19 protein-coding genes and 1 pseudogene are annotated in these 20,370 nt (G+C 54.9%); 7 read left to right on the top strand and 13 right to left on the bottom strand.

Annotated elements, in window-relative coordinates:
- Nucleotides 1–5: 5 nt before the first annotated feature.
- Nucleotides 6–893: a site-specific tyrosine recombinase XerD gene (gene xerD, locus JRG72_06130; GenBank protein ID MBW2134798.1), complete on the bottom strand. Its 888-nt coding sequence runs from the start codon at nucleotides 891–893 to the stop codon at nucleotides 6–8.
- A 158-nt stretch (nucleotides 894–1,051) separates the two neighbouring features.
- Between xerD and rlmB the strand changes: the two genes are divergently transcribed.
- Nucleotides 1,052–1,798 carry a 23S rRNA (guanosine(2251)-2'-O)-methyltransferase RlmB gene (gene rlmB, locus JRG72_06125; protein MBW2134797.1) on the top strand — a complete coding sequence of 249 codons (747 nt, stop codon included), beginning with the start codon at nucleotides 1,052–1,054 and terminating at the stop codon, nucleotides 1,796–1,798.
- Between the two features lie 57 nt (nucleotides 1,799–1,855).
- Here the strand turns inward: rlmB and xth are convergent, their stop codons facing one another.
- From xth to JRG72_06095, 6 genes and pseudogenes are all read right to left on the bottom strand, one after another.
- Nucleotides 1,856–2,644 carry an exodeoxyribonuclease III gene (xth, locus tag JRG72_06120; GenBank protein ID MBW2134796.1) on the bottom strand — a complete coding sequence of 263 codons (789 nt, stop codon included), beginning with the start codon at nucleotides 2,642–2,644 and terminating at the stop codon, nucleotides 1,856–1,858.
- A gap of 39 nt (nucleotides 2,645–2,683) precedes the next feature.
- Entirely contained in the window at nucleotides 2,684–3,082 is a 399-nt protein-coding gene (locus JRG72_06115) for a YeeE/YedE family protein (protein MBW2134795.1), read from the bottom strand.
- Nucleotides 3,083–3,118: 36 nt separating this feature from the next.
- Nucleotides 3,119–3,425 (bottom strand): annotated as a pseudogene (locus tag JRG72_06110) (YeeE/YedE family protein).
- Nucleotides 3,426–3,671: 246 nt separating this feature from the next.
- Nucleotides 3,672–4,121, bottom strand: coding sequence for a redoxin domain-containing protein (locus JRG72_06105; protein ID MBW2134794.1), 450 nt, complete (start codon nucleotides 4,119–4,121; stop codon nucleotides 3,672–3,674).
- 9 nt (nucleotides 4,122–4,130) lie between these two features.
- Nucleotides 4,131–4,385: a redoxin domain-containing protein gene (locus JRG72_06100; protein MBW2134793.1), complete on the bottom strand. Its 255-nt coding sequence runs from the start codon at nucleotides 4,383–4,385 to the stop codon at nucleotides 4,131–4,133.
- 169 nt (nucleotides 4,386–4,554) lie between these two features.
- A complete protein-coding gene (locus JRG72_06095) occupies nucleotides 4,555–5,730 on the bottom strand; it encodes an FprA family A-type flavoprotein (protein MBW2134792.1) in 1,176 nt (391 codons plus the stop codon).
- 253 nt (nucleotides 5,731–5,983) lie between these two features.
- On the opposite strand from JRG72_06095, the gene JRG72_06090 reads away from it, so the two are divergent.
- Together JRG72_06090 and JRG72_06085 are read left to right on the top strand one after the other, a co-directional pair.
- Nucleotides 5,984–7,162 carry an MFS transporter gene (locus JRG72_06090; protein ID MBW2134791.1) on the top strand — a complete coding sequence of 393 codons (1,179 nt, stop codon included), beginning with the start codon at nucleotides 5,984–5,986 and terminating at the stop codon, nucleotides 7,160–7,162.
- 193 nt (nucleotides 7,163–7,355) lie between these two features.
- Nucleotides 7,356–7,523: a hypothetical protein gene (locus JRG72_06085; protein MBW2134790.1), complete on the top strand. Its 168-nt coding sequence runs from the start codon at nucleotides 7,356–7,358 to the stop codon at nucleotides 7,521–7,523.
- 429 nt (nucleotides 7,524–7,952) lie between these two features.
- Here the strand turns inward: JRG72_06085 and JRG72_06080 are convergent, their stop codons facing one another.
- The 3 genes from JRG72_06080 to ispH all read right to left on the bottom strand — a co-directional run bounded on the left by JRG72_06080 (nucleotide 7,953) and on the right by ispH (nucleotide 12,632).
- A complete protein-coding gene (locus JRG72_06080; protein ID MBW2134789.1) occupies nucleotides 7,953–9,080 on the bottom strand; it encodes a hypothetical protein in 1,128 nt (375 codons plus the stop codon).
- 88 nt (nucleotides 9,081–9,168) lie between these two features.
- Nucleotides 9,169–10,530: a hypothetical protein gene (locus JRG72_06075; protein MBW2134788.1), complete on the bottom strand. Its 1,362-nt coding sequence runs from the start codon at nucleotides 10,528–10,530 to the stop codon at nucleotides 9,169–9,171.
- 362 nt (nucleotides 10,531–10,892) lie between these two features.
- Nucleotides 10,893–12,632 carry a 4-hydroxy-3-methylbut-2-enyl diphosphate reductase gene (gene ispH, locus JRG72_06070; protein MBW2134787.1) on the bottom strand — a complete coding sequence of 580 codons (1,740 nt, stop codon included), beginning with the start codon at nucleotides 12,630–12,632 and terminating at the stop codon, nucleotides 10,893–10,895.
- Between the two features lie 176 nt (nucleotides 12,633–12,808).
- Between ispH and JRG72_06065 the strand changes: the two genes are divergently transcribed.
- The gene (locus JRG72_06065) at nucleotides 12,809–13,600 is read left to right on the top strand and encodes a carotenoid biosynthesis protein (GenBank protein MBW2134786.1); all 792 of its coding nucleotides are present in this window, start codon (nucleotides 12,809–12,811) and stop codon (nucleotides 13,598–13,600) included.
- 34 nt (nucleotides 13,601–13,634) lie between these two features.
- On the opposite strand, the gene JRG72_06060 is transcribed toward JRG72_06065, so the two are convergent.
- The 3 genes from JRG72_06060 to JRG72_06050 form a co-directional block, all read right to left on the bottom strand.
- Nucleotides 13,635–14,420 carry a hypothetical protein gene (locus JRG72_06060; GenBank protein ID MBW2134785.1) on the bottom strand — a complete coding sequence of 262 codons (786 nt, stop codon included), beginning with the start codon at nucleotides 14,418–14,420 and terminating at the stop codon, nucleotides 13,635–13,637.
- A 52-nt stretch (nucleotides 14,421–14,472) separates the two neighbouring features.
- A complete protein-coding gene (locus tag JRG72_06055) occupies nucleotides 14,473–15,213 on the bottom strand; it encodes a hypothetical protein (GenBank protein MBW2134784.1) in 741 nt (246 codons plus the stop codon).
- A gap of 110 nt (nucleotides 15,214–15,323) precedes the next feature.
- On the bottom strand, nucleotides 15,324–15,767 hold the full coding sequence (locus tag JRG72_06050; protein ID MBW2134783.1) for an acyl-CoA thioesterase: 444 nt from the start codon (nucleotides 15,765–15,767) through the stop codon (nucleotides 15,324–15,326).
- A 378-nt stretch (nucleotides 15,768–16,145) separates the two neighbouring features.
- Here JRG72_06050 and JRG72_06045 point away from each other — a divergent pair, with 378 nt between their 5' ends.
- Genes JRG72_06045 through JRG72_06035 form a run of 3 tightly spaced genes read left to right on the top strand, consistent with a single transcriptional unit; the run spans nucleotide 16,146 to nucleotide 19,941 of the window.
- Nucleotides 16,146–17,699, top strand: a complete 1,554-nt coding sequence (locus JRG72_06045; protein ID MBW2134782.1) for a methylmalonyl-CoA carboxyltransferase — start codon at nucleotides 16,146–16,148, stop codon at nucleotides 17,697–17,699.
- A gap of 14 nt (nucleotides 17,700–17,713) precedes the next feature.
- Entirely contained in the window at nucleotides 17,714–17,923 is a 210-nt protein-coding gene (locus tag JRG72_06040) for a hypothetical protein (GenBank protein ID MBW2134781.1), read from the top strand.
- Between the two features lie 53 nt (nucleotides 17,924–17,976).
- Nucleotides 17,977–19,941: a pyruvate carboxylase subunit B gene (locus JRG72_06035; GenBank protein MBW2134780.1), complete on the top strand. Its 1,965-nt coding sequence runs from the start codon at nucleotides 17,977–17,979 to the stop codon at nucleotides 19,939–19,941.
- The last annotated feature ends 429 nt before the right edge of the window (nucleotides 19,942–20,370 follow it).

Below are 20,370 nucleotides of genomic sequence, written 5' to 3'. Positions count from 1 at the left end.
CCGAGTTAGGGCCGCGGATGCGCCTGCCGATGAATCTCTTGCAGGCGGGCTGCATGTAAATGGGTATAAATTTGCGTGCTTGATATGTCCGCATGTCCTAACATCATTTGTAAGGCCCGCAGATCTGCCCCGTGCCATAACAGATGAGTGGCAAAGGAATGCCGCAAGGTATGAGGGCTCAGATCCGGAGGTAAGCCGGCCTGGCGGGCATAACCTTTGAGAATCTTCCAAAAACCCTGCCGGCTCAGGCCCCGGCCCACACGGTTGAGAAATAGCATGGGGCTTTCCTGTTGCCTCAGTAAGGTTGGCCGGGTTTGGGCCAGATAGAGTTGCAATTTGTTAACGGCCTGCTCCACCATGGGTACCAGCCGTTCCTTGCGGCCCTTGCCGCGCACCAGCAATACCCCGCGGCGCAGCTCCAGTTGCCTCAGGGTTAACCCCACCAGCTCGGACACCCGGATGCCAGTGGCATACAGCAGTTCCAGCATGGTATCATCCCGTTGCCCCAGAGGTGTCAGGGGATCAGGTGCGGCCAACAGGCGGTCCACCTCTTCCAGATTGAGCACCCGTGGTAGATTCCGGGGTAGGCGGGGGGAGTCTAACCAATCAAGCGGATTGACTTGGAGCTGACCTTCGCGCAGCAAAAAACGGAACAATTGCCGGATGGCACTGAGCTTGCGGGCCCGACTGCGGGGCCCGACCCCCTGACTCTCCAGATGGGCCAGGAAGTTCTGCAGGTCCGACACCGAAACCGTATCCCAGGTAGAGCGGCCCCGGTCCATCAGAAAGCTTCGTAAGCCTTCCAGGTCCTGACTGTAAGCCTCTAAGGTAAGCGGGGCCAAACCCCGTTCCACACTGAGATAATGATAAAACTGTTCCAGAGTCGCATCCATAGGTTAATTCCTGTTATAATCATTTCTGCCAAAGTTAGCAAGAAGGATTGGTGCAGGATTCAGTTATACTATCAGTTATACTGGTTGTCTAAATCATCTGGGGAACCAGAAAATAGCGCCTCTCCCACAGCCAGGGGCCAGTGCTTGGGAAAATTGTAATGAGTGAAATTATTTATGGGGTTCATCCTGTATTAGAGGCCCTGCGTCAGCGCGGCAACATCATGGAAGAAGTAATCGTTGCCAAGGGTGCGGGTGGCCGCTGGCTTGGCGAAATCCGTAATTTGGCCCGGCAACACGGGGTCAGGTTCCGCATCCAGGAGCGGACCGTGCTCGACCGCCTCTGTCAGAGCAGCCGTCACCAGGGTATTATGGCCCGGCGGGCTGATTACCGCTATCTTTCTGAGGCTGAACTTCTGGACCGGGTTGGAACTCCACCTGACCTGGCCCTGGTGGTAATCGCCGATTGCCTTCAGGATCCCATGAACTTAGGCAACCTTATACGCAGCGCCCATGCCGCTGGGGCCTTGGCCCTGGTCATCCCTAAAGATCGTGCGGTTGGAGTTACCCCGGTGGTCGCCAAGGCCGCGGCCGGGGCTTTGGAATATTTGCCGGTGAGCCGGGTCACCAACCTCACCGAGGTGCTCAAGCGCTGCAAAGAAAAGGGATTGTGGGTGATAGGAGCTGAAGCCCAGTCCCCCCAAAGCCTCTATGAGGCGGACCTGACCGGGCCGTTGGCCCTGGTCATCGGCGGCGAAGGCTCGGGCCTCCGACCGCGGGTGCGCCGGGAATGCGATTTTCTCCTTGCCATCCCGATGGCGGCCCCGCAACTGGGGTCGCTCAATGCTGCTACCGCTGGAGCTATCTTCCTGTTTGAAATTCTCCGGCAACGGCGTCAAGGCAGATAGGGCCAATTTGCTAAAATTTTTTTTAAATTTTTAGACTAGCTCGAATCAGCCGGATCGCTACAGCTGCTCCAGATCGAATGTAGCCCATACCGGAGTATGGTCGCTGGGTTTGGCCAGACCGCGCGGCGCCATGTCCACCACACACTCTTTAGCCACAAGGACTAAAGGCGCGGTAACCATGATATGGTCCAGCCGCCAGCCTAAATTCCGCGGGAAGCTCTGGGGGAGGCGGTAGTCCCAAAAGGTAAATTGTTTTTCCGCAGGGTGAAAATGCCGGTAAAGATCGATAAAACCCCAGGCCGCCACCTCGGCCAGGGCCTGACGCTCCAACGGATGAAAGCCGACTGCGCCGTCCAGGTGCTCCGGGTCATAGACATCTAAGCTGGCAGGAGCGACATTCATGTCGCCGGTCCAGATCAAGGGTTGCTCGGGTTGAAACCGGCTTTGGAACCAGGCGTGCAAGCGATCAAAAAAACCCAGTTTGTCGGTGAAGGCAGGGTCATCGGGGTGGCGGCCCTGAGGGATATAGGTGTTGACGATCCACACCCCCTGCACTTGTCCGGCAATGAGCCGGGCTTCCGTGTCAGGCTGGCCGTCGCCGAACTCCAGCCAGACTTCTACCAGCGGCGCCTTGGAGATCAGGGCCACCCCGTTAAATGATTTTTCGCCCCGGGCATAACTATGGTAGCCAGCCGCCTGGAAGGCCTGGTGCGGAAAATCCTGGTCCTGGCATTTGGTCTCCTGTAAACACAGCACGTCCGGCTCCTGATGCTTAAGCCAGTCAGCCACAATGGCTAGCCGGGCCCGAATTCCGTTGACGTTGAAGGTGGCGATTTTCCAGAGCATCTAATTTTTCCCTCTCTGGGCAAAACTTGCGGCGAGGAACTACAGCCCCTGGTTTTCAAACCACCGGCAAAGCCCTATTCCTCCCAGAATGAATACCAATATTATAAACCAATGATTGACGCCCAGGACCTGGGGCAGAGTTATTCTACCGTAGTCACCCCAGGTTAACACCGTCGATTTCAGAGCCGGATAGATTTCCGCGAACACTGTGGCACCGGCTAGCATCCCCAGGATGCCCCAGAAGGCATCCCAGCGCCCCTCGCCCAGGGCGCCGACGGCGGTCCCCGGACAATAACCCAGCAATCCCCAGCCCAGGCCAAAGATCAGCCCGCCTATCAGGTTGGCTCCCAATATGGTGGGTTTGGGAGCAAGCGCTGCCACTCCCAGGTCCATCAGCAGATACAGGCCGGCCATGGCGATCATCACGGTGGACAACATAAATTTTACAATTAATCAACCCATAAAGCAGGATAATCATCGTGGTTCCTTATTGGCGTAGACCAGGCGGGCCATGATCAGGCCGCCAGCGAAAAATCTCACTAAGGAAATCAGGCCGCTTACAGGCAATTGCATGACCCCGCTGATGCCATGGCCGCTGGGGCAACCCCTAGTGAGCCGCGCCCCCCAAAATGGCAATGAAGCCGCCGATAAAGGCCACTAGGCCCCGGTGAAGGCGGTGGGGACCGAATCGCCGCTGCCACATATCCGGAACCGCCGGCACCAACCCCGCCAAAGCCCCGGCCAGATAGGGACTCCAGGGATTATCGGTCTTGTTCGGCATTACCAATGAATCTTTTCCCTTACTCGAAGCATTTAAAAGATTAATCGGGGGGAGGGCCGGGGGACCGTTGGCCCCCCGCCCTCAAGCTCCCCTCCCAACCCCCATTAAGGTATTGGAATCAAGGATTTCCAGGTTATTAGACCATAAACGTCGAACGGGTCGCCGCCAGAGGGGATGGTTAATTTCTGGCACCCCCGGTTCAAGGCGGCAACCCGACTTTCATCTGGATCTGATTGATCTATGCGGTCAGAAGGACTCTTCCGGCTTCCAGACCTCACAGACCTTGCCGACCAGGGCCGGAGAAGGTTTCAGGGTTTTCTTGCCTGGCTGCCAGCCAGAGGGCATGACTTCACCGGTCTCCCGATTATGCTGATAAGCCTTAATCTGTCTTAATAACTCCTCGGGATTACGACCTACCGGGGCAGTTAAAACCTCCGAAGCCTGAATCACCCCGTCAGGATCAATGATAAAGCGGCCGCGGATATTGACTCCAGCTTCTTCGTCGTAGACCCCATAGAGCTGGCCGATGCGTCCGCCGGGATCGGAAAGCATCGGAAAAGGCACCCCCCCGGGGACCATTTTCGAGAGTTCCTCTTCCTGCCAGATCTTGTGAGAAAATCGACTATCCACACTAATGGCCAAAAATTCTACCCCCAGAGCCTTAAAGTCCGGGAATTTGACGGCAACTGCCGTCAGTTCGGTCGGTCAGACAAAGGTAAAATCACCCGGATAGAAGCACACCACTACCCATTTACCTCGATAATCTGAAAGCTTGATGTTTTTAAAGCCGCCATCCACATACGCCGGGGCTTCGAAGTCCGGTGCCGGTTTACCTACTCGGGCTATCATCCTGGTCACCTCCTCCTTGGGTTTAGTCTGGGTAATTGGGCATTCCTGAGCTTCCGGAACCCCGATCGGGCCGCGGGCTGGAGTCACACATTGATCTTGTGCTTCCGCCATCATCTCCTCCTTTGCGTCGGATTTTTGCTTTAGCGGGACTTAAACAGCCCGGATTTCAGCGCCCACGTTCTTAACTACCAAAATTTAATCTATCAGATTTTATTTAGTTGTAAATATCAAATAGTATTTTTTACCACTAAACCTTAAACTAAATAGGCGTTAGTCAGGGCTAGACGAAATTGTGCTCCCGGTGTTTGGCAGCGATAGTCGCGGCAAGCTTATCCAGCGCCTGATAATCTACCTCTTTAGGCAATCCTTTACAGATCACTGGCTCCAGGATATCGACCTTGAGATTGGGCATCAGACCGGTGAGAGTCTCCACCGCCTTACTGCCCCAGCCGAAGGAACCAATAATGGACGCGAACTTTACTTTGGGACGCAAGGCATTGGCCAGCACCGTGGCATAAACCGCCAGCGGGTGGGGACCCACTAACACGGTTGGGGTGCCGATGACCACGGTGGCGGCATCCACCAGGGCCATGGCCAATTCCCCCAGATCGGCGACTACCAAATTAAAAGGCTCTACTCGGACCCCTAGTTCAATCAGAGCACCGATTAGGTGCTCCACCATCCTGGCAGTACTACCGTGCATACTGACATGGGGCAGCACCACCAGGTTATGGGGATCAGAGGCAACCCAGTCCCGGTAGGCGTCGACGATAAACTCCGGTCGTTGATAAAGCGGCCCATGACTGGGAGCTATCAAGGCAATATCATAATTTTTCAGTTTTTCCAGGTTATTGTTGATCACCGTCCGGAAGGGCATCATGATTTCTGCAAAATATCGCTTGGCGGAGCGGTAAATGCGTCCCTCATCTGCATATAAGTCACTGGTAGCCAGATGCGAGCCAAAAAAGTCACAAGAAAACAGAATGTTATCCTCTTCCAGGTAGGTAACCAGAGTTTCCGGCCAGTGCACCCAGGGAGTATAGATAAACCTGAGGGTCTTATCTCCCAGGTTCAGGGTTTCGCCGTCCTGAATAGTGATAAACCGGTCTTCGGCGATCTGCAACAGATCTACAAGCATCCCTTTACACTTAGGATTGGTAACGACTTTGGCGTTCGGAAATATTTCTAGAACCAGGGGGATAGAACCAGAGTGGTCCTGTTCGGCATGATGGGCGATCACATAATCAATTTTGTCAATCCCGGCCAATTGCTCCCGCAACACTTCCGCCATGCTGGGATCAACAGTATCTAGCAACGCCGTCTTTTCGGTTCCTTGGATTAAAAAAGCATTATAACTGGTACCATCCGGCAAAGAAATGAGGGCGTCAAATAAACGTCGGTCCCAATCAATGGCTCCCATCCAGTAAACCCTATCATAAATTTTTCTGGGTTTCACAGAATAACCTCCTATGCAACGTTTTTCAGTTTGATGATTCCAAAAAATTAATTAATAATCAAATTTTTATCATTATAGTGGCCAGAGTCAATGGAAGATCTTTGCCAATCAGCAATTTTTTATCGCTATGCGAGCCCCTGGTGATAAGCATATTGCATAACTGTCTATAGCGGTTCTCCGAAGAGGCGCACTTCCTTCAGCATCCGCACCCCCACCAGGCGTCGGATACTTCCTGAAAGGCTTGCTGAATGGACTGTTTATAGGCGAGAATGAGAGGAGGGCCTTTCAGTTTATTATCTTCATCGGGGTCATCAGTCTCTTCAGCGACCTGACCTACGAAGGGGCGCGCAGCATCAGCGGTCCCTTTCTGGGCACCCTCCAGGCCGGTGCCATCGTGGTTGGAGTGGTGGCCGGGCTGGGGGAATTCATCGGCTACGCCCTGCGCCTGGCCTCGGGCTATCTGGCCGACCGCACCGGCAAATATTGGTCCCTGACTATTCTTGGCTATGGGGTGAACCTGTTGGCCGTGCCGCTCCTGGCCCTGGCCTGGCGTTGGGAAGCGGCGGCCGTACTTTTGCTTTTGGAACGCCTGGGCAAGGCTATCCGCACCCCGCCCCGAGATGCTATGCTGTCCCACGCCGCCACCCATGTAGGTCGAGGCTTCGGGTTCGGCTTTCACGAAGCCATGGACCAGATTGGCGCGGTCGCTGGCCCCCTTCTGGTAGCCGGGGTGTTTTACCTGTCCAGTGATTACCGTCCTGCCTTTGCCGCCCTCCTGGGGCCAGCGGTTCTGGCCCTGTTGGTGTTGGCCCTCGCGGCCCGGCGTTATCCCCAGCCCCGCCAACTGGAGATAAGCGCCCCGCAACTGGAAACCACGGGTTGGGGACGGCCTTTCTGGCTTTATGTTACCGCGGTGGCCTTGATCGGCGCCGGCTATGCTGATTTCCCGCTCATCGCCTACCATTTCCACCACACCAGCACCATCCCGGCCGCATGGATTCCCCTGTTTTACGCCATAGCCATGGGTGTGGATGCGGTGGCGGCCCTCCTCCTGGGAAGGCTTTTTGACCGCCTGGGAATGTTGGTATTAGTGGCCTCCCCGGTGGTGTCCGCCCTTTTTGCTCCCCTGGTGTTTCTCGGAGGTTTTTGGGTGGCCTTGGGGGGAATGGTTCTCTGGGGCATCGGCATGGGAGCACTGGAGTCCATCCTGAAAGCGGCCCTGGCTGATTTGGCCCCGGCCTCCCGCCGAGCCACCGCCTTCGGCATCTTCCATACCGGCTTCGGTCTTTTCTGGTTTTTGGGCAGCGCCTTGATGGGGGTTCTCTATGAAGTCTCCCTGACCATGCTTATCGCCTTTTCCATAATCACCCAACTACTGTCCATCCCCCTGTTTCTACTCATGGCCCGGGAAGTTTGTCTGTCTCCTCGTTAACCATGATTCTGCCGCGGCTTCTCCAGGCAAATGTCAACCAATGTCACGGAGGTCTATACGTTAAAGAAAATCCTGTTGGCTTATGACGGCTCCGAAGGGGCAAAACGGGCCTTGGCATTGGGGATTGATCTGGCCCGGTGACACCAGGCGAAACTTTGCGCCCCGGCGGTATGGGAGTGACTCCTCCGCTTCAGTGGCACCATCAAAGGTTAAGGAAAAGAAATTCGCCGTCCGCCAATATGGCGAGATTCTTAGTAACGCCCAGGTTCAGGCTCAGGAGGCGGGGCTGGAACTGGAGAGCATCCTTCGTCTTGGCCATCCTGCCCAAACGATCGTGCAGGTAGCTACCGAAGGTCAGTAAGACCTTATCCTGGGGGGGACACAGCGGGCTTTCCGGCGTCTGGGCCAAGTTCCTGGGCACTTCCCCCGAGAAAGTGAGCCGTCATGCCCCTTGCAGCGTGCTCATAGTGCGATAGCTCCTAAAATCAGCCTTGATAGCCTGGGTGGCGGCAGGGGGCGGGAATCCCATTCCCTTATTACCCGTCATATCAATTTTAGTCCACCTATTCCATCCAAATCAGCTCAATGCGTCCTGAAATGCATGACGCAGACGCAACCCTTTAACATCAGCGCTTGGGACTACATTGGGTTCCCAAAGTCTATTCCTTCCAGTTAAAGGCTCCAGCCATATAATGTTTTATAACGATTAGCTTTCAAATGAGTAATTTTATCCTTTATCCCCTCTCCCCCGCCGGCGGGGGAGAGGGCGAGGGTGACAGAAAACCTTCTTTTACTCCGCTTTGACCTTATCATTAGGCTTAAACGGGCCGCCGCTGACAATAGTGGCCGCGGCGGCATTATTGCCAATAATCTCCGCCACCCTCAATTCCCCCAGAGGGGTATCGGCAGTGAAACCCAGGCTGGCATGGGTAACCGGGTTGGTGATCTCCTTGCCAGGCTCGACTACCTTGAGGCGATCACCCACCTTGAGCCCGGTATTCAGGCCCAGATTCAGGTAGACCTTGTCATCCTGGATAAATTCCACCCGTCCGAACCAATCCTGGGTCCGCAGTTCCCCCGCCATCAGATAGGCATCCCGCTGGGCAAAGCGGGTAACGGTATCCATATTCAAACCCGCGTCGCCGGCCGGTTCGACGATGGATTTGACCTTGTTGCCCAAAAAGGTGTCATACAGTTCCAGCACCATAAACCCGGAGGTGCCTTTTTCGGGCGGAACAATCCGGGTGATGACAATCCCCTGGACCCCCAGGGCATCCCCCAGGGCCCGGATGTTTCGGCGAGTGGCTAACTTGCCCACCGGAGTGACTTTGCCTATGGCCTCTTTGACCTGGCTGTCCTCCACCACCAGCAGTTCTTGCTGTTTTTTTAGGGAGGTCGCCAGACTCACTGCCAGGGTGCGATTCAGCCCGGCGTAGCCGCTGGGAGTCTCAGAGAGAGCCGGGATCACCGCCACCGCCCGGCCCGGATAGGCGCTGGTGACGCCAGCCACCCGGGAGGCATAGACCATGCCCCCCAGACCCTGTTCACGTAATACCCGTTCGACTTCCTGGCGGACCAGCTCCTGGAGCTTATCGGGCGGCACCGCCGCCCCCGCCTTTTTCTTTTCCTTGGCCACCTCTTTGGCCAGGGCCTTGACCAGGTAATCCTGCATGCCATAGAATTCGGTGCCTTTTTCGGCATAGATATATTCAGGCTGATCCGGGTAGGTCAGATAATAGGGGTTGCGACTCTTGACATAGGTCTTGCCGTCGATTACCACCTCTTCCTCGATCGATTCCGGGGGGACGTCTTCTTCGGGAAAACCGGCCCATTTTTTCACCTTGGCACAACCAGCCAAACATAAGGTCAGCCCCAATATGATCAACAGGCTCAAAAGTCTGATATAGCCTTGATTCATATATAAACTCCCATTAACGTGATCCGGGCATAAAAAAGCCCACAGGCATATTATCCTGTGGGCTTAAGTAAGTCAACTGCTTTATGTTTTAGAAGAAGAAGAACCCGCCGAACATCAACCGGTGGTTGTCACCCCAGTCACTTCTCTCACTTTGCACCGTGGTAATTTGATAATAGTCGGTGCGCACATAGGTGTATTCCAGCCCGAACTTGAGGGCCTGAACCGGTCGATAGTACAGGGCCAGATAGTAATGCTGGTTTGTCTTGACCGGGTCAGCATTCCCCACCACCGTAGCGAACTTGTAACCGCCCGGAGCATTGGGATCCGTTTCGTTCGAGATGCCATAGGCCCGGTTGATGCCGTACACCGCATTGACAAACCACTGGTTGGTGAAATAGTAAGTCAACTGGGCGAAGCCACCCCAGCGGCGCTGCGCCTCACGGTCATAATCAAAAGTGCCGGTGGCTGGGTTGAATCCCTGGAAGACCATATAGGTGGAAGTACGGTTACTATCTTCCAGCCACATATCCATTCCAGCGCCCCACCACCACTGGGTCAGCAGGGAGAGGGTGCCAGCCAGGTTTTTGGTATAGGTCGGAATAATGGGGATGAACAGACTGCCTTCCACCAACCATTTATCCAGGTATTGCTGATCCCGCTGGCGGCCAGCCACAGCAGCATAATTGTTCTGACCCCAGGTTCGTCCAGCAAAGGCCCAGTTTCCATTATACCGGTTGCGCTGCCAGCTGAAGGCCACGCGGGCTGAGAAAGGCCGTGGCTTACCCCAGTACGCGGCTTTACCCCAGAGGTCCTTGGAGTATTTGATTTTGGCATTAACCTGCGGGGTTTCGGAAGATTCACCGGTATTACCATTCCTTGCGGGCTCATCACCATTCCAGCGGCCATCCACTGGTTCAGCGATGGCTACGGCTGCAGTCCAGTCACCCAGGAATTTCTGAGTTAAGCGGATCTGCGGGGTCCGCAAGAAGGGAGCGCCGGCGGAGGTGCAGGCTCCGAAGTTCAAGGTTTCGGGGATTTCCTCGGTGAGCATGGACCAGTATTTCCCCAGCATCAATTCGGTCTCCGGCCAGTTGAGGCGGAACATGGCATGCCGGATGCGCAGCATTTCGTTGTGGCGGTTATCACCGTTGGCCTCAAAGTCCCACTCGATGAAACCGGTAGTCTTGGCGCCGAATACTTCCGGCCCCTTCATCAGGAAATTCATCCGGGTATTTTGAGCGGTGAATTTCAGCCGACCATGGTGATTGACAAGGGTGTTATTGCGGTTAATATTTGGAAATCTTAACAGGTTCTTATCGACGTCGGTGGAGTCCCAGACCATCTCCATCTTGACGTAACCGCCGAGCTTAAATAATTCCACGGCCTGGGCCGCCAGGGGCACCAGCACCAGGGACAGCAAGGCTAAGGTGATAATCAGTTTTTTCTTCATCATTCCCCCCTTAAGTTAAATGAGATGTTTACCCTTTTCCCCTTGTAAGGATCTCCTTAAAGACAAAATGTCGGCAACTTCTTTTAAATACTAGCCTTTTTATACACCTCCTTTCCCCCTATGTCCCTAATTTGTCTTAGCAATTTACAGACTGTAATCCACTATAGGGCAAAGCCCAATTTTTGTCAACAAAAATTTATAAAAAGTTTTGGATTTTTAGCCTGGGGCCTAACCGGTTATCAATGTTACCTAATCGGCTCCTGAGCGAATAAACATGAACGCCGGATGGGCTTTTTCAGAAAGGTAATGGGTAATGGGCATCCGCCCCCTTCATTGCCAACCAAAAACCCGAAACCGGAAACTTAAAACGGCCCGTAATACGGATCCCACAAAAAGGCAATCAACCCGGCCAGGACCATATTGCCCTCCACCAGGCTTTCCAGAAGCAACGTATTCTCCCCATAGCCCTGGCGGTACAGGGTGAGATAGGCCAGAGCGTAAAACACACAGATGAGCAGGGCATAACCCAGGGAGGGGAGAAGCTTGGCGGCGGTGGCGAAATATAGCGTTAACAGCAGGCCCAGGGCCAGGATATAGAGCAACCCCAATGTCTTCTCCTTGCCCAGGGCAATGGCCAGGGTCTCCTTGCCCACCACCCGATCGCCTTCCAGGGCCAGGATTTCAAACAGGCCGGAGCGGATAAAGATCAGCCCGGCCACCAACAGAAAGGCAAAAACGGTGGCCAGAGTAAAGCCCCGCCCCGAGCTGACCACCGGAATCAGGGCGGCCAGGACCCCCCAGGCGACGGCGGTGAAGATGGTCTTGGAGCCGGGGATTTCCTTGAGCCGGGCCATGCGGAACACTGCAGCGCGGCCCACCGGGAAGATTTTCAGATTGTAGATTATCCCCAGGATGGTCATGAGGGAAATGAACAAAAAGGCCACCACTCCTAAAAGCAGACCGATAATCAGGGCAATGACCGCCGAGGCCGCGCCGGTGGTCAACAGAAACTGGCGGTGGCGGCCATAGAACATGGTCTGTACCGGGTCATTGAGTTTGCTGGCTTCGTCGGTGAAGTGATTCAGGATATGCATGGCGTAAATATAGAAGAAGGCCACAAAAAAATATTTAAACAGGGGCTCCACATCCTGAAGCAAGGAAGAGGTATAACTAAGTGATCCAGCCCCCAGGGCGACATAGAGGTTGGATTTGAGCAGAAACCGCCAGCCCCGGAACAGCAGTTGGCCCACCGATCCTTGTCGGAAGGCCCAGGCATGTTTCAGGGTGGTGACCACATTGCTGATCAGCCAGTGGGGGGTGGAGGCCCCCGCCGTCACTCCCACGGTCTGGTAGCGGCTCATCTCCTTCAGGTCCAATTCACTCTCGGTTTCGATGTGATAAGTAGGGACCCCGGTAGCCTGGGAAACTTCTACCAATCGTTGGGTATTGCCACTGGCCCGGCCACCCACCACCACGATGGCCTCCACTTCTTGAGCCAGCTTTTGCGCTTCGGCCTGACGGTTGGCGGTCGCGTCACAGATGGTATTATAGATCTGGGCCTGAGGGAAACGGGCCTTGATTTCCTCTACCCGTTGATCAAAAAGGGCATGACTCTGAGTGGTCTGGGCGACCACGATGACTTGGTCCAGCTCCGGTAGTTGGGCCACATCTGCGGCGGTAGAGACTATATAACCGCGGCCCTGGGTGTGGCCTTTGAGGCCCAAGACCTCGGGATGATCCTGATCTCCGACAATAATGGTGGCATAGCCCTTTTTGGCCCATCGCCGGATAATGGCCTGCACCCTGGCCACCCTTGGACAGGTGGCATCAATAATCTGACAGCCGGCCTTTTGCAGTTCTTCCCGCTCCTGGGGGGGGATACCGTGAGCCCGAATCACTACCAGCCCCTGAGATACGGTCTGGTGTGGTTTCAGGATAGAAATGCCCCGCTCCTCCAGCAGTTCCAATACCTGGGGATTATGGATCAGCGGCCCATAGGTGTAAATCTTGCATGGTTTGCGATCGATGGCATTGAGGACCATCTCCATGGCCCGCTTCACCCCCATGCAGAAGCCCGCGGTCTGGGCCAGAATAACTCTCAAGCCTTGCCTCCATTTACCTAGAGGTGTATTGCTTCTTAAGCTTGACAATTTTTATGCACCCTGTCAACAGGGGCATGATAGTGATTTTTTTGCCAAAGGGTAATCTGGCAGCCCAGCCCTCCATTGACGTTGGGGACTGATTCTGCTATGGGATTGATCTCAGGAGGTCATCGGTGATGGCGGGTTTTTGGGGACTGCTGTGGGGGACCCTGGCTTTACGGCCATATGTGTTTATTTTCCTGGCCGTCTACCTCCTGTTAGCCACCTGGCATCTGGGATTGGGACGGGCCTTGATCTATCTGCTAGTGGGCTATCTGCTGGCCTGGAGTTCAGAACTTTCTTCCATCCACACCGGCTTGCCTTATGGCCGTTATATCTATATTGAAGCCACCCGGGGGCAGGAACTCTGGGTGCTGGGAGTACCGTTCATGGACTCCCTGTCCTATGTGTTTCTGTCTTATGCCAGCTACACTCTGGCACTCCTGGCTCTGAACCCGGGGCGTTCCCGCCCTGGCGGCTTTTACCTGGGGGGAGATAAGGCGCGGAGCGGCTCCGGCCGGACTTTGGTTCTGGCCAGCGTGTTATTCATGACCCTGGATATAGTTATTGATCCGTTGGCACTGCGGGGGTATCGGTGGTTTTTGGGGCAAATCTACGGTTATCCTGAGCCTGGCCTCTATTTCGGCATTACTCTGAGCAATTTCCTCGGTTGGCTGGTCATGGGATTTGTCCTGATCGGAGTTTTGCAGCGGGTAACCCGCCTGCCGGATGGGATGCCCCTGATGAATTGGGGCAAAATCGACTTCCCTGGTCGGGAATGGCTGGGACCGGGCCTGTACTTTGCCATCTTAGCCTTTAATCTGGTTATCACCTTTTATATCGGGGAAACTTTATTGGGCCTGGTGGGCTGCTTTATTTACCTACCGTTTGTTACCTTATTGGCCGTAAATCTGCTTAACCGCCATTAATATCCTAAAACTGGCAATGATCCGACCGCGTTGGTTAAACCGCCGGACCCAGATCAGGCAGGAGCGTAGTCAGGGCCAGGGCCAGATGATGGCTGGCCCACCGGGAGCGATGCCACATCCTGGTCAGGTAAGGCCAATGCGTCGGTTTGCTCAAGACCAAGCGCCAGACCAGCCGCCAATATGGTACGCCCACTGTCAAAGTCCAGGCCATGATAAAATCGGGAATCTCCTCTCCCCCGGTATCGGTAATGGTTCGCAGCCCCAAAAACGGAATTTCGGAGGCCTGGGCCAGGGCCGCCACCGCGGCCGTCTCCAGGTCGAGGACGGGGTTAGACAGAAACAGCAGCGGCGCCCCTTCCCGGTGTTTGACAATGACCCGGGGAGTGGTAACCAGGACTGCGGCCGCGGCCGGGAGGCCAGCCGCCTGCAGATGGGTTACCAACTCCTGGATGGACGGACCGGCCCAGAGCGGGCACAACGGGGTCAGGGTCGGTCCGCCAGGATCATAATGCCGATATTCCTGCCCCAGTACTACGGTCCCCGGGGCCAAGTCAGGTTTCACCGCCCCCCCGTATCCCAGGGAAATTAACAGACGGGGGGAATAAATCTCGATCAGGCGACGAGCGGTGGCGCGGGCCTTGTCAGCCCCCATACCTGATACCGCCGCGATTCCAGACCATTCTCCCAATTGAAAGCGCCAGGCGGCCGGAAGTCCAGTTAGCCGCCGGACACTTGCCGCCCGCCGCAAAAAAGGCCGGACTTCACACTTCAGGGCGGCAACCAGACCAAAGCTAATGGGAGATGAGGCCGGAGGGCACATAATTGCATAAAAAAACCCCGTAGCGGGTGTGACAGACAAGGGACCGGGTAGTTCAGGGCTTGGGAACCGGGAGACGCTCGTCCGCCCCGCCTTGGGGCTGGACCAGGTTCAGGTCGGAGGGCAGTTTGCCGACCTGACGGGCTCGCCGCCATTTCCGACCCAGAATCAGCAGTTTGCCATCCTTGTGGATGACGGTGCGATCATCCAGGATAATCAATCCAAATTTATCCGAGATTTCGGAATAATACTGATATTCCATATGCTTTTTATTGAGTTTGTACTTGAAGATCATAAAGAAGATCATGTAGAGCGCCGCCAAACCTCCGAGGCCGGCCAGTACATAGGTCAGAAATATAAAGGTTTTTTCTCCCAGCGAGGCAATCCACACCATGATGTGATTCATATTGTAGAGGGCCAGGATGGTCACCAAAAGCAGGAACAACAGACCCAGGTAAGGTAAGCGGCGCATCTGCCCAATCAGGTTGGACAGACGGTCATCACCTTCGACTTCGGCTGACACTGCCGTGGTAGGTTCTGGTTCCGCGCCCATAAAATAATTGAATCCGGTGATAATGACCCCCATCAGAAAGGTGATAATCACCGGGAAGGCAAAGGCGACAAAGAGATACTCCCGCCAGGGGAAAGGGGTATAAACCCGGTGATACTTATCATCAGTGGCCCATAAGGCCACCACGATAAAGATCACGATCTCCAAAATCCCTAACAACTTAAGGTAGTCAAAAAATAACTTCTTGCGGTCGCTTTGAGTGAAATAATCTGCGATCTTAGCCATCACAGACTCCGGCTCCTTAATGTTTCAGGTTAATTTAACAGGAAAAGACTTTAGGGTCAACCTTTTTACGATCAAGGCCTGGATTGCCCCACCATCGAGGGACAAGCGAATTAAGGATGGCCTGATGCCGGAGAAGCCTGAGTAAGGCTTTGCCTGATCCGGTCTGGCAGCTCAATCGCCTGCCACTGCCGGTTGATGGCAACCAGATTAGCCGTTCCCCGGGCCAGCAGTTCCTCTCCGGAGGCCGGGAAGAACTCAAAACCGAAGATAATTGCCCGGGGTCGCAGTTCCTGGATACGAGTGGCGACAATGAGCAGATCGCCGTAACGGGCCGGACGCAGGAATCGACATTGGGCCTCGACAATGGGCAGGCCAAAGCCCTCCGGGACATTGCGGAAGGTCTCTTCCGGTTTAAGTCCCAGGGCCCTCAGGTATTCTTCGATGGCGCGGTGGCAGTAGCGAAAATAACTGACAAAGTAAACGATGCCGTAAGGATCGGTATCCCCGAAACGGACTCGCACCTCGGTGCGATGGACAAAATCCTGGTTTTCCATCTGGTCCCCCAACCTTTGATTGGCTTGCTCGGAAACCGGGCCCGGCTATTTAATCCAATAACCATTTGCCGGGCATTGTACCACTCCTTAGGACAGATTTTCAATCTAGACCTGGCGGCAGCTAAAATATTTCTTTCCAGAGATGATTTTCTGAGTTTAAATTAATTTGACAATCTAGTATAAAATCTGAATTAATTAAAATTCTTTGCGATTGGCTAAGAACAGGTGCGCAGCCTGGATTGTTAATAACCCGATCATAGCACTAAACAACTCTATCCAGCATTGGTTTAGAGTTGATCTAGATTAAGAGAAAGGCGCGGGGCCGATGGGGTGTTTCCTCTCTGCCTTAGACCGCCTAACCGGAAAGGAGTTTTAATTATGAAAGCCGTGGCTGAGCGGATCGCCGAACTCCAGGCTAAAGAGGCCGAGATCAAGGCCATGGGGGGGCCCAAGGCGGTAGAGAAGCAGCACCAGACCGGTAAGCTGACCGCCCGGGAACGCCTCGATCTATTCTTTGATCCCGGTACTTTTCGAGAGCTGGATATGATGGTGGAACACCGCTGTATCCATTTTGGAATGGATAAAATGAAAATCCCGGCCGATGGGGTGATCACCGGTTTCGGTCAGGTCAACGGCCGTCCGGTCTTTGTCTTTGCTCAGGATTTTACTTCTCGGGCCGGGACCCTGGGCGAGATGCATTCCCGCAAGATTTGCAAGGTCATGGACCTGGCCCTCAAAGCCGGGGTTCCCTTTGTCGGGTTCAACGACTCCGGCGGGGCGCGCATCCAGGAAGGGGTGGACTCCCTGGCCGCCTACGGGCAGATTTTCTATCGCAATGCTGTCGCCTCCGGAGTCATCCCGCAGATTTCCGGAATTATGGGCCCCTGCGCCGGAGGGGCGGTCTATTCGCCGGCCATGACCGATTTTGTCTTCATGGTCAAAAATACCAGCTACATGTTCATCACCGGGCCGGATGTCATCAAAAGTGTGACCGGGGAAGAGATCAGCTTCGAGGAGCTGGGCGGGGCGATGTCCCATAACGTTAAAAGTGGGGTGGCCCATTTTGCCGCCGATTCTGATGAGGACGCCATCAATCAGATCAAGCGACTACTCAGCTTCTTGCCCAACAACAATATGGAGGATCCTCCGGTCCAACCCTGCAGTGACCCGGTAAGCCGCCAGGACCCGGCCCTGGATTCGATTATCCCGGACAACCCTCGGGCCAGCTATGACATGAAAGACGTTATCCGCTCCATAGTGGATGATGGCGATTTTTTTGAGCCTCACGAGCTGTATGCGCAGAATATGGTAGTGGGTTTTGCCCGCCTTAATGGCCGGCCCATCGGCATCATCGCCAATCAACCGCTGGTGCTGGCCGGTTGCCTGGATGTCAACGCCTCCGACAAGGCGACCCGTTTCATCCGCTTCTGTGATGCCTTCAATATCCCGCTGCTGACCATCGCCGATGTGCCCGGCTATCTGCCCGGCAGCGACCAGGAATGGAGCGGCATCATCCGCCACGGGGCCAAGCTGCTCTGGTGTTATTCGGAAGCTACCGTCCCCAAGATTACTCTGATAACCCGGAAGGACTATGGCGGCTCCTATCTGGCCATGTGCTCCCGCGACCTGGGCGCGGACATGGCCATTGCCTGGCCCACCGCCGAAATCGCCGTCATGGGCGCCGAGGGTGCGGCCAATATTATTTTCCGCCGCGAAATTCAGGGGGCTGAAGATCCTGAAGCCAAACGCCAGGAAAAGATTGAGCTGTACCGGGAATTGCTCTACAATCCCTATATCGCTGCCTCGCGCGGCTATATTGATCAGGTTATCCTGCCTCGGGAAACCCGGCCCCGGCTGATCGAGACTCTGGAAATCCTGTGTACTAAAAAAGAGAATTTGCCGCCAAAAAAACACGGCAATATTCCCATGTAGCAAAAGAGGTTAACATGGCTCGCCAAGACAAGGTACTGGCCGCGATTACCGCTGCCGTTCAGGCCTATATTCAGGATGATGAAGTTGTCTTAATGGCCCAGGCCGCGGCTCCCCCGGAGCCCGAGGTAAGGGTCCCCGCCGTCATCCACAATCTCTGGGGCCTGGCCGGCCGTCAGATGGCCATGCAATTGCGGGTGCTGATCCAGCGTCGCAGTCTGAAATAGGCCATGAGCCCAGCAGGGCCCAAAATTTTTGACATAATTTTAGGAGACTAGACATGGCAGGTAAAAATCCCATAAAATTTACCGATACCACCTTTCGGGATGGTCATCAATCCTCCCTAGCCACCCGCATGCGGACCGAAGACATGCTGGACATGGCGGAACGCATGGATAACATGGGCTTCTGGTCCATGGAGGTCTGGGGAGGCGCCACCTTTGATGTCACCCACCGGTTCCTGGCAGAAGATCCCTGGGAACGTATCCGCACTCTAAAAAAATATATCAAGAAGACCCCCTTCATGATGCTGTTGCGGGGCCAGAATCTGGTGGGCTACCGGCATTACCCTGACGATGTCGTGGAGCCCTTTGTGAAATACGCCGCCGAGTGCGGCATCAACATCTTCCGGGTCTTCGACGCCTTGAACGACATGCGCAATTTTGAGACCTCCTTCAAGGCCATCCAGGATTGTAAAAAAGCCGGTATGGATGTCCATATTCAGGCCGCGGTCTGCTACTCGCTGACCCAGCGCCGCATGGGCGGGGAAGTCTACACCAAGGAATATTATGTTGATTTTGCCAAACGCGCCGTCGACATGGGGGCAGATTCCTTCTGTGTCAAGGATATGGCCGGGATGATTTCCCCTTATGATGCCTACGATCTGATCAAGACCCTGAAGGAAACTATCAACATTCCCATCGAACTGCATACCCACTATACCAGCGGCCAGGCCTCCATGGCTTATCTCAAGGCGATTGAAGCTGGAGTGGATATCATCGATACCTGTCTTTCGCCCTTTGGCCTGCGGACCTCCCAGCCAGCTATCGAGCCGATTCTGGTATCAGTTGAAAAAACTGACCGGGAATCGCCGCTGGATTTGGCCACTCTGATCGAGTTGGTCCAGGATTTGGAGAAGGTTGCCCCCAAATATCGGGATTTCCTGGACACCAGCAAGATGGCGGTGATTGACACCGGGGTGCTCTTGCACCAGATTCCGGGGGGCATGTATTCCAATTTAGTCTCGCAGCTCAAGCAGGCCGATGCCCTTGACCGGATTCTGGAGGTGATGCATGATTTGCCCCAGACCCGGAAGGAATTGGGGTATCCGCCCCTGGTCACCCCCACCAGCCAGATCGTTGGCATCCAGGCCGTGCAGAACGTGCTCTTCGGGCGCTACAAAATGATTTCCGGCCAGGTCAAGGATATGGCTTATGGTCTTTATGGCAAGACCCCGGCCCCCATGGACCCGGAAGTCCAAAGGCTGATCCTTAAGGGCTACGAGCGGGGCGAGGAGCCGATTACCTGCCGGGCTGCCGATGTCCTGGAACCAGAGTTGGAAAAGGCGCGGGAGGCCACCAAGGGTCTGGCCAAAAATATCGGTGACGTCCTGATTTATGCCCTCTACCCGACCACCGGATTACGATTCTTGAAGTGGAAGTATGGTCTGGAAGAAATCCCCGAGGACGTCAAGCCCATTACCATGGAACATATTAAACTGGAAGATGAAGTTATCAATAAAATCAAGCAGAAAAACCTCTTCCAGAAAGTTAAAGACTACCTCGAACGCCTGGACCGCCCGGCCCCGGAAAAAGGCGAGAGTCTGCGGACCTTCAATGTTTTTGTCGATGGCGAATATTTTGAGGTGGAGGTGGAGTGTACTTCGGGAGCGCCGGTGATTACTGCGGCTACCCCCATGGCCGCTGCACGCCCCGCCGCGGCTGCGCCCCAGCCGACGGCCGCGCCCCTGAAACCAGCCCCGGCCGCGGCTCCGGCTAAACCAGCCCCGGCAGCGGAAGTGGCTCCAGGGGAGGTGCCCCTGCGCTCCCCGATGCCCGGCATGGTGATCAGTTATAGTGTCAACGTCGGCGACCAGGTCAAGGTAGGCGACCCTATCTGTATCCTGGAAGCCATGAAAATGCAGAATAATCTGCCTTCCCCAGCCAGCGGCACGGTCAAGGCCATCAATTATGAACCCGGCGCTTCGGTTGGCAAGGACGCCATTTTATTGGTGATCGCCACTTAAAGATTAACCCCTGGCCGTCAGGCCTGGGATTTCCACCCAGACTCTTATGGCCGCCGGGAACAGCCTTGGGCTGCAGGCGGCCAAGCCCAACCCTGTATATCAGTGTCCTCCTGTTCAACCTGTTTATACCGATTAGCTTTCAAACCTTATCCCCTCTCCCCTGCCAGCGGGGGAGAGGGCGAGGGTGAGGGGGCATTTTAGCTCTTTGATCGCAACTTGGTATTAGACGCAGTTGTGTTCAAAAGTTAACTTATTAATATAACTATAATATACAGCATTCCACCCTTAGCCGGCTAGATTTTTTGACCCTACGCCGGACCAGGCTTGCCACCATGGTTAAGGGGTATTTGGACCTTTACCCCATTCCCCAAAACTTGTCTGCCTTTGGTTTCTCAAAATATATCCTGCAACCTCTGGCATTGAAGTCTC

Source organism: Deltaproteobacteria bacterium, from assembly GCA_019309545.1.
Classification (GTDB): Bacteria; Desulfobacterota; Desulfobaccia; order Desulfobaccales; family Desulfobaccaceae; genus Desulfobacca_B.
This window is presented reverse-complemented; position numbering and strand designations above follow the sequence as displayed.